This is a genomic window from Clostridium frigidicarnis (genome assembly GCF_900111985.1).
Taxonomy (GTDB): domain Bacteria; phylum Bacillota; class Clostridia; order Clostridiales; family Clostridiaceae; genus Clostridium_Z; species Clostridium_Z frigidicarnis.
Genome location: NZ_FOKI01000033.1, coordinates 20,782 through 35,415 on the forward strand (window position 1 = coordinate 20,782; position 14,634 = coordinate 35,415).

Annotated in this window: 15 protein-coding genes and 1 pseudogene; 12 read left to right on the top strand and 4 right to left on the bottom strand. The window is 27.3% G+C overall.

The window, feature by feature from the left end; translation table 11 throughout:
- Positions 1–30: 30 nt before the first annotated feature.
- Both BM119_RS15375 and BM119_RS15380 read right to left on the bottom strand, forming a co-directional pair.
- Positions 31–201, bottom strand: a complete 171-nt coding sequence (locus BM119_RS15375; RefSeq protein ID WP_090042618.1) for a cyclic lactone autoinducer peptide — start codon at positions 199–201, stop codon at positions 31–33.
- Positions 173–808: an accessory gene regulator B family protein gene (locus BM119_RS15380; RefSeq protein WP_090042619.1), complete on the bottom strand. Its 636-nt coding sequence runs from the start codon at positions 806–808 to the stop codon at positions 173–175. The genes BM119_RS15375 and BM119_RS15380 overlap by 29 nt, the downstream gene beginning before the upstream one ends.
- A 626-nt stretch (positions 809–1,434) precedes the next feature.
- Between BM119_RS15380 and BM119_RS15385 the strand changes: the two genes are divergently transcribed.
- The 4 genes from BM119_RS15385 to BM119_RS15400 all read left to right on the top strand — a co-directional run bounded on the left by BM119_RS15385 (position 1,435) and on the right by BM119_RS15400 (position 4,845).
- Entirely contained in the window at positions 1,435–1,971 is a 537-nt protein-coding gene (locus tag BM119_RS15385; protein ID WP_090042620.1) for a GNAT family N-acetyltransferase, read from the top strand.
- Positions 1,972–2,122: 151 nt separating this feature from the next.
- Positions 2,123–2,560, top strand: a complete 438-nt coding sequence (locus tag BM119_RS15390) for a GNAT family N-acetyltransferase (protein ID WP_090042621.1) — start codon at positions 2,123–2,125, stop codon at positions 2,558–2,560.
- 475 nt (positions 2,561–3,035) lie between these two features.
- On the top strand, positions 3,036–3,419 hold the full coding sequence (locus BM119_RS15395) for a bacteriohemerythrin (protein WP_090042622.1): 384 nt from the start codon (positions 3,036–3,038) through the stop codon (positions 3,417–3,419).
- A 601-nt stretch (positions 3,420–4,020) separates the two neighbouring features.
- Positions 4,021–4,845: a polysaccharide deacetylase family protein gene (locus BM119_RS15400; RefSeq protein WP_090042623.1), complete on the top strand. Its 825-nt coding sequence runs from the start codon at positions 4,021–4,023 to the stop codon at positions 4,843–4,845.
- A gap of 73 nt (positions 4,846–4,918) precedes the next feature.
- Here BM119_RS15400 and BM119_RS15405 read toward each other — a convergent pair whose 3' ends face one another.
- The gene (locus BM119_RS15405; RefSeq protein WP_090042624.1) at positions 4,919–5,230 is read right to left on the bottom strand and encodes a winged helix-turn-helix transcriptional regulator; all 312 of its coding nucleotides are present in this window, start codon (positions 5,228–5,230) and stop codon (positions 4,919–4,921) included.
- Positions 5,231–5,404: 174 nt separating this feature from the next.
- Here BM119_RS15405 and BM119_RS20010 point away from each other — a divergent pair, with 174 nt between their 5' ends.
- From BM119_RS20010 to ahpC, 3 genes are all read left to right on the top strand, one after another.
- Positions 5,405–5,557: a hypothetical protein gene (locus BM119_RS20010; RefSeq protein WP_177199453.1), complete on the top strand. Its 153-nt coding sequence runs from the start codon at positions 5,405–5,407 to the stop codon at positions 5,555–5,557.
- Positions 5,558–5,561: 4 nt separating this feature from the next.
- On the top strand, positions 5,562–6,338 hold the full coding sequence (gene ygiD / locus BM119_RS15410) for a 4,5-DOPA-extradiol-dioxygenase (RefSeq protein WP_090042625.1): 777 nt from the start codon (positions 5,562–5,564) through the stop codon (positions 6,336–6,338).
- A 228-nt stretch (positions 6,339–6,566) separates the two neighbouring features.
- Positions 6,567–7,130 (top strand): alkyl hydroperoxide reductase subunit C, encoded by a 564-nt coding sequence (ahpC, locus tag BM119_RS15415; protein WP_090042626.1) that lies wholly within the window; start codon positions 6,567–6,569, stop codon positions 7,128–7,130.
- 152 nt (positions 7,131–7,282) lie between these two features.
- Here ahpC and BM119_RS15420 read toward each other — a convergent pair whose 3' ends face one another.
- Complete coding sequence (locus BM119_RS15420; protein WP_090042627.1) at positions 7,283–7,912, bottom strand: GntR family transcriptional regulator; 630 nt, start codon at positions 7,910–7,912, stop codon at positions 7,283–7,285.
- Positions 7,913–8,114: 202 nt separating this feature from the next.
- Here BM119_RS15420 and BM119_RS15425 point away from each other — a divergent pair, with 202 nt between their 5' ends.
- From BM119_RS15425 to BM119_RS15445, 5 genes and pseudogenes are all read left to right on the top strand, one after another.
- Positions 8,115–9,638, top strand: a complete 1,524-nt coding sequence (locus tag BM119_RS15425) for a BCCT family transporter (RefSeq protein WP_090042628.1) — start codon at positions 8,115–8,117, stop codon at positions 9,636–9,638.
- Positions 9,639–9,974: 336 nt separating this feature from the next.
- A complete protein-coding gene (gene brnQ / locus BM119_RS15430; RefSeq protein ID WP_090042629.1) occupies positions 9,975–11,264 on the top strand; it encodes a branched-chain amino acid transport system II carrier protein in 1,290 nt (429 codons plus the stop codon).
- 104 nt (positions 11,265–11,368) lie between these two features.
- The gene (locus BM119_RS15435) at positions 11,369–13,180 is read left to right on the top strand and encodes a WG repeat-containing protein (protein ID WP_090042630.1); all 1,812 of its coding nucleotides are present in this window, start codon (positions 11,369–11,371) and stop codon (positions 13,178–13,180) included.
- 228 nt (positions 13,181–13,408) lie between these two features.
- Complete coding sequence (locus BM119_RS20620; RefSeq protein WP_090042631.1) at positions 13,409–13,756, top strand: helix-turn-helix domain-containing protein; 348 nt, start codon at positions 13,409–13,411, stop codon at positions 13,754–13,756.
- Positions 13,696–14,601: pseudogene (locus tag BM119_RS15445) on the top strand (IS3 family transposase); the annotation flags it as partial. The gene BM119_RS20620 and the pseudogene BM119_RS15445, both read left to right, overlap by 61 nt.
- Between the last annotated feature and the right edge of the window lie 33 nt (positions 14,602–14,634).

Below are 14,634 nucleotides of genomic sequence, written 5' to 3' on the forward strand. Positions count from 1 at the left end.
AGGACTAATAAAGTCCTTATTAAATGGTTGCTATTTATCTATATTTTCTTTTAACATTTCAATTGGAACCTTAGGTTCATAAATTGCACCAATAAAACATTTTCCCATAGCTTTTTCACTTAATTTTATTGAGGCCTCTCCTAAATTTACTGCTAATTTTTCACCTAGTTTGTTAAATAAGTTCTCTTTCATATTTTTCATAGTTTCGATACCCCCTGTTTAATATTTTATATGTTATTGGTAATATGGTTATCACTTCAAAAACTGTAGATAAAGTAATTAGGGTTTTTATTACATTATTAGGTACTATTAATGCTAGTACCATCCATACTATACCAGTTACAACAGAATCCTTTTTTAATTTATATCTTAACTTTTCCCCTAATAATGGATGGTATTCAGTATCTCCTGGAGCATATTTATATAACAATATGTTTACTAGTGTAAATATACTAATAACAATATAATTATTAAAGTTTAAATAATAACTTAGGTGAGCGCCAAAGACAAACAATGTTATACAAGTAAGAGTACATATTATACTACTTTTTGCATGGAGACCAAAGGCACTTCTTCTAACACTTGCAAAAACAAATGTCATAAGTAATGATTCCTTTAATAGATTGAATTTTGTTGATATTAAAAATATTATAAAAAATTTAGAAATATTGATTAATAAAATTTCAAAACCTAATTTCATTTTTTTTAATTCTAAACCTTCCTTATTTAAATAACTGTTTATTTTTAATGTAATTATTTCTGACAATTTTTCCATTATACTTATTTCATTTTTTGACTTATTTTTCATTTTTATCACCTAAGTAAATTTTACCACTATTTATGTTATAAAATCTACAAAAAAATTAAATTTTATGAATTTAATTTCTATTTTGAGGTAATTTATTATGATTTATGCTGAAAATTAGTAATATATTGTAAAAAGTTAGAATTTATAATTAGGCAGCAATAAAATTCTATGAAAAATCATCTTAACTTTTAATAGAAAATAAATAAAAATATATCAAATTATTTTATTTTATTTCACATAATATAATTTGATATATTTTAATATTGTAAATTTAAATAATTATTTGATAAATTTATAGTGTTAAAGAAAAATTACAATGCCTATTGAAACATATACAAAATATTCAAATAAATGATATAATTATGCTGGAATATATTGCAATTTGAAATATTTACTCTATAAAGTTTTAAATTATTCAAAATTATATGAAGTGATTCTTAGATTCACATAGAGGTCAATTGAAAATACTATATTACTTTATACAAAAGATTAAAAGAATTCATCTAAAGGATTAGAAGTATTTTACTAAATTCATTTGTTTATTGAATTTAAGATAGGTTAACTATGTTCTAAGTTAAGAAATTAGTTGAATTAGAATGATTTATATTATATAAGGAGAGGAAATGATGATTTACTATAAAAATGATGAAATTAGTATAAGAGATATTTGTAAGGAAGATATTATAAATTTATTCTCTTGGTCTATAGATAAAGAATTAAATAAGTATGATCCCAAACCCATTCCTAGAAACTCAAAAGAATTAGTTCAAGAATGTCATAATTATTGCACAAGATTTGACGAAGAAGTAATGAATGAAAATATAGAAGACAGAAAATATAAGTATTTTATTATAACCAACATTGAAGATGTTCCTATAGGATTTGTTAACTTTTTTAGCATAGATGAGTTAATGAGGCAAGGAGAAATGGGGATTATGTTAGGGGATAAGAGGTATTGGAACAAAGGTATTGCTTTTATTGCTGTAAGAACTGCTATTAATTACATATTTGGTAATATGGATATAGATAGAATATATATAGAAACAGGAGAAAATAATATACCAGCATTAAAACTATTTAATAAACTTAGTTTTAGTAAGTGTGATGAATTTGTTGAAGAGGATGTTTTTAAGTTTATTGTGATGGAAAAATTAAGATGGTAGATAAAATAAGAAGGCTTTAGTATAAATGTAGTATTAGCAGATAAAAGTAAGTCAAATATTATTAAAAATATGTATCAATTATACTTGCATGATATATTAGAAATATATGGAATTTTGCCAAATAAATTTTCTTGGAATGGAGAGATGAAAAATGAGTATTATATTTAAAGAAGTTGAAAAAAATAATTGGGAAGAATGCATTGACTTAAAGGTTAATGAAGAACAAAGAAATTTTGTATCTGCAAATTGGTATTCAATATTACAATCAAAATTTGAGGACAAGTTATATCCAACTTGTATTTATGATGATGAAACTATGATTGGATTTTTAATGTATGATTTTGAAATGGAAACTGGTAGATGGGAGCTCTGCAGATTTATGATTGATAAGAAATATCAGCATAAAGGATATGGGAAAACAGCGCTTGTGGAAATATTAAAAGTGATAAAAAACAAACTGGGAAATATAAAGTTTTATTTAAGTGTTGATCCTGAAAATATTATCGCTAAAAATTTATATAAAAGTGTTGGATTTGAATCAACAGGGGAGATAATGTGGGATGAAGAAGTAATGGTTATACAATTATAATTTAATACTTATGAAATATTATATATTTATATAATATGAACCATTGAAAAATTAAAAACTCTAACTTTAGAGATAATCTAGAATTAGAGTTTTTAGTCTATAAAAATTTAATTTTTAAGATTATTTAATCCACTGACCATTATTTCCAAGTTTGCATCCATCAATAGTAGCATTACATGCAATTCCTTCATTAGAATACATGAAATATAAGTTAGTATATTGTTGTAACAAACATATTTTTAGAGGTAATACCCGAGGGAAAAATCAGAACTTAGAGGGTCTTATATTTGTAAAGGTAAGTTTACATAATGGTTTCAGCAATAAAAAACTTAACAATAAATATATTATTTAGTAAAATAGTAATGTTAAGAGTCGTAATTTTTTAATATGTTTAAAAAATTTTCAAGGTAAAGATACAGCATGTTATAAGAACGTTTAACAATTAATATAAAAGAACAACAAGGGGGACATAGTAATGATTAAGTGGAAAGATGAGTATTCAGTGGGAGTAGAAAAAATAGATGAACAACACAAGCATTTATTTGAAATAGCAAATAAGGTTCATGAAGTTTTAAATAATGATTTTTACACTGATAAATATGATAAAATTGTGGAAATACTTAAAGAACTAGAAGATTATACAGTTTTTCATTTTAATGATGAAGAAGAATATATGAAACAAATAGGATATAAAAAGTTTTTCACACATAAAATTGAACATGAAGAATTTGTCCAAAAAATCAAAAATGTAGATTTGGGAAAAATTGACTGTAACCAAGACAAATATTTGTTGGAAATTATGAATTTTATAGTTAATTGGTTAGTAAATCATATATTACAAAAAGATAAGCTTTATTAAATTTATAATTTTAAATTGTATATTATCATAACAATAATAAAAATGTATGGGTATAAGCAACACAAGCTAGCTGACTACATATATCATTCTAAGTTATAAAAAACATTGATGGCTAAATTCCAATAACTTGTTTTTCTTTGAACAAATTGGAAATATTCACGCCATCAATGTTTTTTTATAGTAAGAATTATTAATGTTCCCTAGATATTTTACTAATACTTGTACTCATACACTTTTATGAATTTCTATTTCTATATTTAGGTTTAATCTATATTAAACTAATCTTAGATTAAGTTGATACGAAAATAAGGCAAAACAGTAGTAATCTAGAGAAAAATAAATTATAAGGAGATAGGGTTAAGGAAGTTTTTCTTTACTTTGTTGATAAAAACTAATAATTTAGTCTTTAATTTAAAAATGATGTAGTCACTTTTATTCTATGGTGGGTATAAAGAAATATATATAGGTAACAATAAAAAAAGTTATAATTTATTTGGGATATGGTGGACTAGATTAACGCATCTAGAACAACTGAATTTTGTGCGGTTATTAGGAAAGACGGTTATGGGATAAAATATGTTTAATGAAGAAGGGATAGATAATGAAAAAACGTTTAATTATGGTATTAGCAATTGTATTTATTATCACGAATGTAATTGTTCTTTTGCCATGTGCTAAAGAAAATATCAATGAAGATGAAAATAATACAAGTGAAGAAAGTAAAGTGGTGTTAAAAAACCAAGGTACTGATGTAAGTGTAGTTCAGGATATACTTCATAGAAGAAGTGAAAATGATGGAAAAAAAATTGTGTTTTTAACTTTTGATGATGGACCATCAAACAAGATAACACCTAAGATTTTAGATATTCTTAAAGAAAATAACATAAAAGCCACTTTCTTTGTATGTGGAAGTAACATTAAAGACCAAAGTGATTCTAAAATACTTATAAAAAGGGCTCTAGAAGAGGGACATTCCATTGGCAATCACACTTGTTCACATAGTTATAGTAAACTTTATCCCAATGAAAATACTAATGTAGAGTTATTTCTTAAAGAGGTAGAAGAGACTAATAATTTAATTAAAGAAGCTGCAGGTAGTGATTTTTCAACTAGACTTGTACGAATGCCTAATGGTGAAATGACTAGAAGACATAAGAAGGATAAAAATATAGATAGGCTTATAGAGAAGCTTAAAGAAAAGGATATGTATAGTGTAGATTGGAATGCATTAACAGGGGATGAAGAGGGAAACAGAAATAAAAATACAAGTGAACTTTTAAGATATCTTAAAAAAACAAGTAAGGACAAAGAAAAATTAGTTATACTTATGCATGATTCTAGACAGAAAAAAAATACTTTGGAAGCTCTTCCAGAAGTAATTGCATATTTAAAATCAGAGGGCTTTGAATTCTCATCTATGAAATAAATAGTAAAATTGTATTTACAAGACATAAATGAAAGCTATGCATCTTATTAGTAGTATGCATAGCTTTTATAAGTTAATCTATCCATTTAGACGCCCAATTTTGAATGCTGTCCATAACTTTTTCTAAATCATTACCTTTTTCAGTGAGTTCGTATTCTATGCGTACAGGGGTTTCAGCATAGACATTTCTTTTAACAATACCATTAAGTTCTAACTCCTTAAAACGTTCAGTTAACATTTTATCACTTAGTTCTGGAATGACTAATTTTATATCTGAAAATCTTTTAGGTCCATTCATTAAAACCTTTAAAATTAATCCAGTCCATTTTTTGCCCAGTAAGCTGAAAGCTATTTCAAACTTAGGACATAATTTTGAATTATCCATTTTCTCACCTTCTATCAATATCTTGTGAATCTTGCCCTACTTTAATCTATTTTAAGTATTTTTAAGAAGAAAGTAAATAAAAAAATATATTTAGTAACTTAATTTTATATAATGAATTATGGTAATATACTTACATAAAGTAAGTGATAGTGATTATTATTTTAAATTAATGCAATGAAAGAGTGTGATAATATGTTTTTTTCAGAAGTAGTGAATGGAAGAAGAATGGTTAATAATTTTAAAGAACAGGCTATTGGAAATGGGGCATTATCAGCTATGTTCTTTATGATTAGTAATGTTAACTTAGTGATAATTAAGGAGGAATAGAGGTATGAGTAAAAGATTACCAGTATTATTTATAGCACATGGAAGTCCTATGAATATAATTTTAGACAATGACTATACAAAGGCTCTAAATAAAATAAGTTCGAAATTTGAAAAACCAAAGGCTATTTTAGTTATTTCAGCTCATTGGAAAACTAAAGGATCTTTTATAAATATATCAGACAGCCCAAAGCAAATATATGATTTTTATGGATTTCCAGAAGAACTTTATAAGATTAAATATGATGTTTTAGGAAGTAAAGAACCAGCTCTTAAAGTATTATCTGAACTAAAGGATATGAAAGTTATGTCCACTGAGTCTTGGGGGCTTGATCATGGTGCTTGGGGAATATTGAGGCATATTTATAATGGACAAAAAATTCCGGTTTTTCAACTTAGTTTAAATGGAGCAAAAGATGAAAGGTATCATTATGAGTTAGGAAAAAGGCTTAGTAAATTGAGAGAAGAAGGTATTTTAATAATAGGTAGTGGAAATATAGTTCATAGTTTTAGATATATGAAAGATGATATAAATTCAAGTGCACCTGATTTTGCAGTAGAATTTGAAAAGTATGTAAAAAACAGTTTGTTAAGTGAAAATCATGAAAATCTAATAAATTATAAAAAATTAGGAACAACAGCATTAAAATCAGTTCCAACAGATGAGCATTATTTACCTTTGCTATATATAGCAGGGGCAAAGAAATCAGAAGATAAAATTACATTCATATATGAAGGATTTCAAAATGCTTCAATGGCTATGACTTCATTTATGATAGGGTAGATTATAATATTGGAAACTTGTTATAACTTTAAAATTATAAAAATAAATGACTTTATAAATTAAAAAAATATAGTAGAAAAGGTTAGTAATATATTGCTAACCTTTTATTTTTGAAAATATTAAAGAATCTATTGACTTCTTATTAAATAATAACTATTATTAAATCAAGAAACAAATGATAAGAATTATCATTTGTTAAATAATTTCAATCATAGGAGGTTTATTATCATGTCATTAATAAATAAAAAGGTATCAGATTTTACAGTTCAAGCTTATCACAATAAAAATTTTAAAGAAGTTAATCTTGAATCTACGAAGGGTAAATGGTCTGTATTTTTCTTTTATCCAGCAGACTTTACATTTGTTTGCCCAACAGAATTAGAAGATTTGGCATACAATTATGATAAGTTTAAAGAAATTGATTGTGAAATTTATTCAGTATCAACAGATACTCATTTTGTACACAAGGCATGGGCAGATGCTTCAGAAACAATATCTAAAATTAAATACCCAATGTTAGCTGATCCAACTGGAAAACTAGCAAGGGATTTTGATGTTATGATTGAAGAAGAAGGAGTAGCATTAAGAGGAACATTTATTGTTAATCCAGAAGGTGAAATTAAAGCATATGAAGTTAATAATTCAGGGATTGGGAGAAATTCTGAAGAATTATTAAGAAAGGTTCAAGCAGCTCAATTTGTTGCTGAACATGGAGACAAAGTTTGCCCAGCAAGATGGACTCCAGGAGATGAGGCAATAGTTCCGAGTTTGGATTTAGTTGGGAAACTATAATTAAAATAATTATTTTATAAAAATAAACACATATAATTGTTATAAATACACAACCCCTTCAATGTGTATAAAAAAAGATGGCTATATTTTAGGATATGGTCATCTTTTTTTCTAAAACAATATATTAAGAATATTTAGTTTAGGATATGGATTTATTTATCAAAGGTTTTTATATAATTATCTACATTTTTTAAAACTTCATCTTCACCAACATAAACTAAAATATCGCCTTCCTGTATTGTAAAATATGGACCGGGAGATAAAAATATTTCATTATTTTTTTTCACACCTATAATTGTGGCTTTAGTGTTATGCCAAAAAGATAGTTCACCAATACTTTTACCTACTGCAATGCTATTTTTCTCAACTATACTTTCAAATGGAATTATTGTACCAACATTTCTTAGTTGAGTAGCAAATTGTATTATAGAATCTATGTTTTGTTCAATTTTAGAGTCTAATTTTTTTCTTTCAGAAATTAAATTATATGTATCGTTATTTATAGATGCAAAGTCAGAGTTAGCTTTAAATTTGTTTAAGAAGTTTTTTGCATCATTTTTACTATTTATTATTAAGCCGCTTTTTTCATGTATAGTTATAACATTCATATCTTTCAATAAAGCAACTGAACGTCTTATGGTTTCAGGTGAAACATTATATATACTACCTAAGGTTGTTCTACCTGTTATTTTTTGGCCTTCTACAAATTCATTATTTGTTATTCTATGAGCTATATCTACAGCTATTTTTATATAATTCGGGGTTTTACTTTTTCTTACCATAGCAATTTAACACTCCTTTGATAATAAGATTTTAACACCCTAGTAATGAAAAGTAAATTATTTGGTTGAACAGAAAATAGTAGTATGGTATAATTTACATAAGATACTAACAACCTCAAAAAAACCAAAGGTTGTCAGTATCTATTTTTTAAACAAATGTGACAACTTTATAAGAACAATAAAGTTGTAAAGGGGGAGTTATTTGAAGAATTCAATTAAAAAAGATGATAAAGTTATCTATGTGGGCTCATTAGTAATTTCATTACTTATTTTTATATGGGCAATATTTTTTGAAGAACAGTTTTTGGAGGGGACAAGCAGTTTGTTAAACTTAATAACAAATAAGCTTTCGTGGTTTTATTGTGGGCTTATGCTAACTTTTTTTATATTTTGTATATGGATTTTATTTAGTAAATTTAGAAATATAAAACTTGGGGAGGATGATTCTAAACCAGAATTCTCAAATATAAGTTGGTTTTCAATGCTTTTTAGTGCAGGTATAGGCATTGGATTAGTATTTTGGGGAATAGCAGAACCATTAACACATTATTTGAATCCATTAGGAGTTCAAGGAGGAACTAACGAAGCAAAAATGTTCGCCTTTAAGAAAACTTTTTTACATTGGGGAATATCGGCATGGGCATGTTACTCTATACTGGCCTTGGCTTTAGCATATATGAATTTTAGAAAACATAAACCAATGCTTATAAGTAGTCTTTTCATTCCTTTAATTGGTGAAGAGAGGGCAAGAGGACCTATAGGAAAAACAATAGATATATTTACAATATTAGCTACTATATCTGGTATTGTAACCTCGCTAGGAATGGGAACACTTCAAATAAATAGTGGTCTTAATTATCTTTTTAATGTGCCGGAAAATAAACTTGTACAAGTAAGTATCATAGTTATAATAACAATATTATTTTTAATATCAGCATGTACAGGAGTTAATAAAGGAATAAAGATTTTATCAAACTTAAATATGTTGCTAGCAGTAGGCTTATTGTTGGCAGCAATGGTAGTAGGTCCTTTTAAGGATATGATAAATAACTTATTTTTTGGAATGTTTGAATATGGAAAAGCTTTATTATATGAAAATAATAATATCTTTATTAAAGGTGATTGGTATAATAATTGGACATTATTTTATTGGGGATGGTGGATTGCCTGGGCTCCATTTGTAGCAATTTTTATAGCAAGGGTGTCTAAGGGTAGAACAATAAAAGAATTTATATTAGGTGTATTATTCGTACCATCAGGTTTTTGTTTAGTATGGTTTAGTGTATTTGGAACTATAGGAATTAATGCACCCAAAGATGTTGCATTAAATGCTATACAAAATGTTGAGACAGCATTCTTTGTTATATTTAGAGAGTATCCTATGGGGTTTGCAATTTCAGTTTTAGCCATAATATTAATATTTAGCTTCTTTATAACAAGTGCAGATTCAGCAACATATGTATTGGCAATGATAGCTTCCAATGGAGATACAAATCCTAAAATATCAAGAAAGATAATTTTAGGGTCAGTTCAATCTTTATTAACTATAGCATTGCTATTTGCAGGTGGTTTAAAGATGGTTCAAAACACATCCATTATAATGGCCTTACCATTTGGAATTATAATGGCATTTACAATAGTTGCATTTGTAAAAGAACTTTATACAACCGAGGGATTAATTGATTCAAGACCAGTCTTGAAAGAAGTAAATTGTGAAAAATATTAAGTAAATAAAAACACTTGTGTTAAACAGGTGTTTTTTTCACAAGTGTTTGTATATTAATACGTTAAACAAATATTTATTATGTATATTTATAAATTTAAAAGTTATCAAGATATAATTTAAAAAAATTTTTCTGCAATAATCTTTTTAGATTATATCAGATATGAAATGAAAAATTAGTGAATGTTAACCGTTTTTATTTATAATTAATCTTTATTTAATATATTGTTTTGTTGATTTATTAATATTTTAATGGTATCATTTAAACAATATATTTACTGAATTGTAAAAAAATTGATTATTTCAATTGATCAGCTATTCAATAAGGGGGATTAATTTATGAAAAATGACTTTAAAAACTGTATAATTATAGGTTTTGCATTATTTGCAATGTTCTTTGGGGCTGGTAACTTAATATTTCCAATTTATTCGGGATTAGTTGCTGGTGATAGTGCTCCTTTGGCGGCTATTGCTTTTGTGTTAACTGGTGTTGGTATTCCATTTTTAGCTATATTAGCTGGTACCAAATCTGGTGGTAGTTTTGAAAATATGGCTTCTCAAGTTGGTAAAACTTTTGGGGTAATATGTACAATTGTTTTAATGATAACAATAGGACCTTTAGTAGCAAGTCCGAGAACTGCTGCAACAACTTTTGAATTGGCACTTAGTCCTCTTGTTCCTAGTATGTCTCCAGTTGTTGGAATGATAATATTTTATGCTGTGAACATAGCTCTTATCTTAAAACCATCTACAATAGTTGATACTATCGGAAAAGTATTAACTCCCGCTCTTCTAATTATATTAATAATATTGATTGTTAAGGGAATTATCTCTCCAATTGGACCAACTACAGATCCAAGTATTGATTCAGTTTTTTTTACTTCCTTAATTGTGGGATATCAAACAATGGATGCACTTACAGCTCTTGCATTTTCATCAATAATCATAAGTTCCATAGTCAGCAAAGGATACGCTAAAAAAGATATTTTTAAAACAACTATAAAATCTGGAATGATATCTATTGTTTGTTTAGCTATTGTATATGGGGGACTTGTTTATGTTGGGCATACAGCATCTTCAATTTATCCAACGGATATATCTAAAACTCAACTTTTAATAAATATATCTGCTAACTTACTTGGAAGAGGAGGAAGGGTTTTAATAGGTATTGCAATGGCGTTAGCTTGTTTAACAACTTCAATGTGTTTACTTAGTTCAGCTGCTGCTTACTTTGAAGATTTATCCAAAGGTAAATTACCTTATAAAGTTAATGTATTTGTAATGTGTATTATAAGCGGAATTATAGGAGTTTTAGGAGTAGATAAAATTGTGACTTTAGCTAGTCCATTATTATCAATACTTTACCCGGTTTGTATAACACTTATATTATTAACTCTTGGCAAGAAATTTGTTAAAAACAATTCAGTGGTTAAATACAGTGTTTATGTTGCTTTAATCTTTGCAGTAATAGATGTATTTAAACCTTTTGGATTAAACACTATTATACCGTTGTCTGAATTAGGATTTGGCTGGGTTATACCTACTTTTATAACATTTATAATTTGTAACTTCCTAATCTTCAATAAAAAATATACTATTTCAGATAATTTAAGTAAGTTTGAGGTTTAATAAAGATTCAGCTGTAAGTCTAATATGTTAAAAATATTTCATTAACATTATTTGAACAGTTAAAGTACTATAATTATTATAAATAAAATATGGAGAGTATTTAAATGAGTTCAAGAAAAAATAAAAAACCTCTAAAAAAGAAACATAAACAAATGAAATATAATAGGAAAGAAGAATTAAATAAATTATATCCAGCAATGATAAATACTAGATATGGACGTGTTTTTGGATATATTAATTACAAAGGAAAATTTATTATAGAACCTAAATATGAAAGAGCAGGTAATTTCAATGAATTTGGATTAGCAATAGTTGAAGAGAAAAATTTAGTAGGTCTTATAAACACAAAGGGAGAGTATATTGTTAAGCCTATTTATGAAAGTATTTCTCCTTATAAAGAAGGAAGAGCTATATATGTATTAAATGAGAAAATGGGGGTTATGGATGAAGAGGGTAAGAGCATAACTAAAAAATCTTATGATTTCATAATGGATTATAGCGGAGATAGAGCTGTTGTAGGAATTAATAATCCAAATGGATCTTACAATTATGGGTATATTGATAGATATGGGAATGAAGTAATTATTCCTAAGTTTCTACAGGCTGATGATTTTAAAGATGATGTAGCATTAGTTAAAATTAAAGATAAAGAATATGGATTGATAGATAAAAATGGAAATATAATAAATACTTATAAATATGATTATGTAGGTCAGTATGGAAATGGTTTAATGGTTTTTGCTAATTCATCTGGAGGTCCATTTGGATATATAAATAAAGAAGGTAAAGAAGTTATTAAACCAATATATACAATGGCTCAAGGGTTCAAAGATGGAATTGCAGTTGTAAGTGAAGATGAAGGATATAATGGACCTTATGGAGGAATTAATGTAAATGGACAATATGTATTTCAACCTATTTACAGTGAAATAAAGTCTTTAGGCCAAGGGAAAGTTGCTTTAGGAATGCCTATAGGAAAAGAGAAAATATCAACGTCTAGCATATATGCCATAGCTGATAATAATGGAAAAAGATTAACTGATTTTAATTATCTAGTAGTAGGAGATTATGAAAATGGATTATCATATGCATCAGATACTTTAAACACATTTTTCATAAATGAAAGTGGAAAAATAGAAAAAACTTTACCAGTAGTAAGTGGTAGTGGGGAATTAAGAGTTAAAGATAATATAGTGTTTGCTGATATAGATTTTTATCCATACTATTTAACTAAATCAGGTAGAATAATTTATAAACCTAATAGTACCATAGAACTTAATGATAAGTATTCTGTTACAAGAGTTAAGTATAGACCTAATATCAATTATTTAGTATATAATCCAGAGATTAATGGAATATTAAACGAAAAAGTACGACAAGATGTGAATGTGAAATTAAAGGTTATGTCTAGAGTTAACCCATCCTTTGAAGAAAAAAAATCAGAACCTTTAATTATAACACCAGATGATGTGCTGGATTTTAATTACTATGGGGATTTTTCAATAAAGTTTTTTAAGAAGAATTTATTGGTTTTAGATATGACAGGTTATTATTATCCATTTGGTGCGGCTCATGGAATGCCATCTAGAAAAACACCTAATATAGATTTAGTTACAGGTAAGTTTTATACTTTGGGAGATTTATTTATGGGGGGAGTTTATTGGACTGGTGAATTAAATAAAATTATTGAAAATATGATAAAAACAGATCCCCAGTATAGTGAGACTTATCAAGATGGGTTTAAAGGAATAACAATGGATCAAAGTTTTTATGTGGATGAAAATAATTTATATATTTATTTTGTACCTTATGATATAGCACCTTATGCAGCAGGATTTGTAACATTTAAAATACCATTTGCTGAAATTCAAGGTATGATAAATAAACGAGGGGATTTCTATAAGGCATTTAATTAGTTACAAGTTTGAGTGAAGGGCAACATTATAAAGTGATAACCTTAATTAGTGGCAAGTTTATTATAGTTGTGAATTAAGAATTTAGAGTAAGGGTGTTTTTTTCATGGTGTTAAAAAAATAATAATTTTAATACCATATAAAACTTTAAGGGAAGTCATTTTTGAAGTGCACCCCAAATGTTAGACACTGAAAATAAGAAGTGTATAATAAAAAAGGGGTGTATATTTTATGTCCAAAAGAAAAACGTATAGTGGAGAAATAAAACAGAAGGTTATAGAAGATATTAGGAATAATAATCTAAGTTTTAGTGATGCAGAAAAAAAGTATGGAATTGCTGACTCAATCATCTCAAGATGGGATCGGATATATCTTGAAGAAGGTGTGGATGGATTATACAAACAGAGGTGTGGAAGAAAAAAAGGTGGCAGTAATCAAGGATATCCTAAGCAGCTGACTAAACAAGTTGAAGAAGATTTAATCGCTGAAAACCAAAGACTTAGAATGGAAAATGAATACTTAAAAAAATTGAATGCCTTAGTTCAAGCCAGGGAAAAATCAGCAAAAGAGACAAAATAATTGTTGTCACAGAATTAAGGCATAAGTATAATTTGGCTGATTTATTGATACTAACAGGTATCGCTCGCAGTACGTTTTACTATTACCTAAAAAGCATGAAAGAGCCTGATAAATATGAAGATGTTAAGTCCATTATTACCGAAGTTTTTCATGAAAACCGAGGTAGATATGGCTATCGAAGAATTACGCTAGAATTACATAACAGAGGTCATATTGTGAACCATAAAACCGTTCAGAAACTAATGAAACAATTGGGCTTAAAGTGCATGGTTCGTATTAAGAAATATAAATCATACCGTGGAGAAGTCGGAAAAATTGCTCCAAACTTGTTAAACCGTAATTTTAAGTCATCAAAGCCTAATGAGAAATGGGTTACTGACGTAACCGAGTTCTCCATCTTTGGTAGAAAACTATATCTTTCACCAATACTTGACCTTTACAATAGAGAAATTATAAGCTATACCTTATCTGAAAGGCCTACTTTTCATCAAACAACAGATATGCTTAAAAAGGCATTTGAGAAAATTCCAGATGATACAAAATTGATACTTCATTCTGACCAAGGATGGCAATATCAAATGTTCAGTTATCAAAATATGTTGAAGAAGAAAGGCATTAGACAGAGTATGTCTCGTAAAGGTAACTGTCTCGATAACTCAGTTGTGGAAAATTTCTTTGGCTTACTGAAAACAGAATTGCTATATTTACAGGAATTCGATAACATAGAACATTTCATTAAAGAATTAGTAGCTTACATAGATTACTATAACAATAAACGAATCAAGAGCAAATTGAAAGGACTGAGTCCTGTCCAGTACAGGATCCAGTCCCTGGAAGTAGCGTAATTATACTTTGTCTAACTTTTTGGGTTCATTTCA

What these genes read in the sequence shown, in the direction of transcription:
- BM119_RS15385 (WP_090042620.1), top strand. Translation starts at nt 1,435, where the DNA reads ATGATTTACTATAAAAATGATGAAATTAGTATAAGAGATATTTGTAAG.
- BM119_RS15375 (WP_090042618.1), bottom strand. Translation starts at nt 201, where the DNA reads ATGAAAAATATGAAAGAGAACTTATTTAACAAACTAGGTGAAAAATTA.
- BM119_RS15400 (WP_090042623.1), top strand. Translation starts at nt 4,021, where the DNA reads ATGAAAAAACGTTTAATTATGGTATTAGCAATTGTATTTATTATCACG.
- BM119_RS20620 (WP_090042631.1), top strand. Translation starts at nt 13,409, where the DNA reads ATGTCCAAAAGAAAAACGTATAGTGGAGAAATAAAACAGAAGGTTATA.
- BM119_RS15395 (WP_090042622.1), top strand. Translation starts at nt 3,036, where the DNA reads ATGATTAAGTGGAAAGATGAGTATTCAGTGGGAGTAGAAAAAATAGAT.
- BM119_RS15390 (WP_090042621.1), top strand. Translation starts at nt 2,123, where the DNA reads ATGAGTATTATATTTAAAGAAGTTGAAAAAAATAATTGGGAAGAATGC.
- BM119_RS15380 (WP_090042619.1), bottom strand. Translation starts at nt 808, where the DNA reads ATGAAAAATAAGTCAAAAAATGAAATAAGTATAATGGAAAAATTGTCA.
- brnQ (WP_090042629.1), top strand. Translation starts at nt 9,975, where the DNA reads ATGAAAAATGACTTTAAAAACTGTATAATTATAGGTTTTGCATTATTT.
- ygiD (WP_090042625.1), top strand. Translation starts at nt 5,562, where the DNA reads ATGAGTAAAAGATTACCAGTATTATTTATAGCACATGGAAGTCCTATG.
- ahpC (WP_090042626.1), top strand. Translation starts at nt 6,567, where the DNA reads ATGTCATTAATAAATAAAAAGGTATCAGATTTTACAGTTCAAGCTTAT.
- BM119_RS15405 (WP_090042624.1), bottom strand. Translation starts at nt 5,230, where the DNA reads ATGGATAATTCAAAATTATGTCCTAAGTTTGAAATAGCTTTCAGCTTA.
- BM119_RS15435 (WP_090042630.1), top strand. Translation starts at nt 11,369, where the DNA reads ATGAGTTCAAGAAAAAATAAAAAACCTCTAAAAAAGAAACATAAACAA.
- BM119_RS15420 (WP_090042627.1), bottom strand. Translation starts at nt 7,912, where the DNA reads ATGGTAAGAAAAAGTAAAACCCCGAATTATATAAAAATAGCTGTAGAT.
- BM119_RS20010 (WP_177199453.1), top strand. Translation starts at nt 5,405, where the DNA reads ATGAAAGAGTGTGATAATATGTTTTTTTCAGAAGTAGTGAATGGAAGA.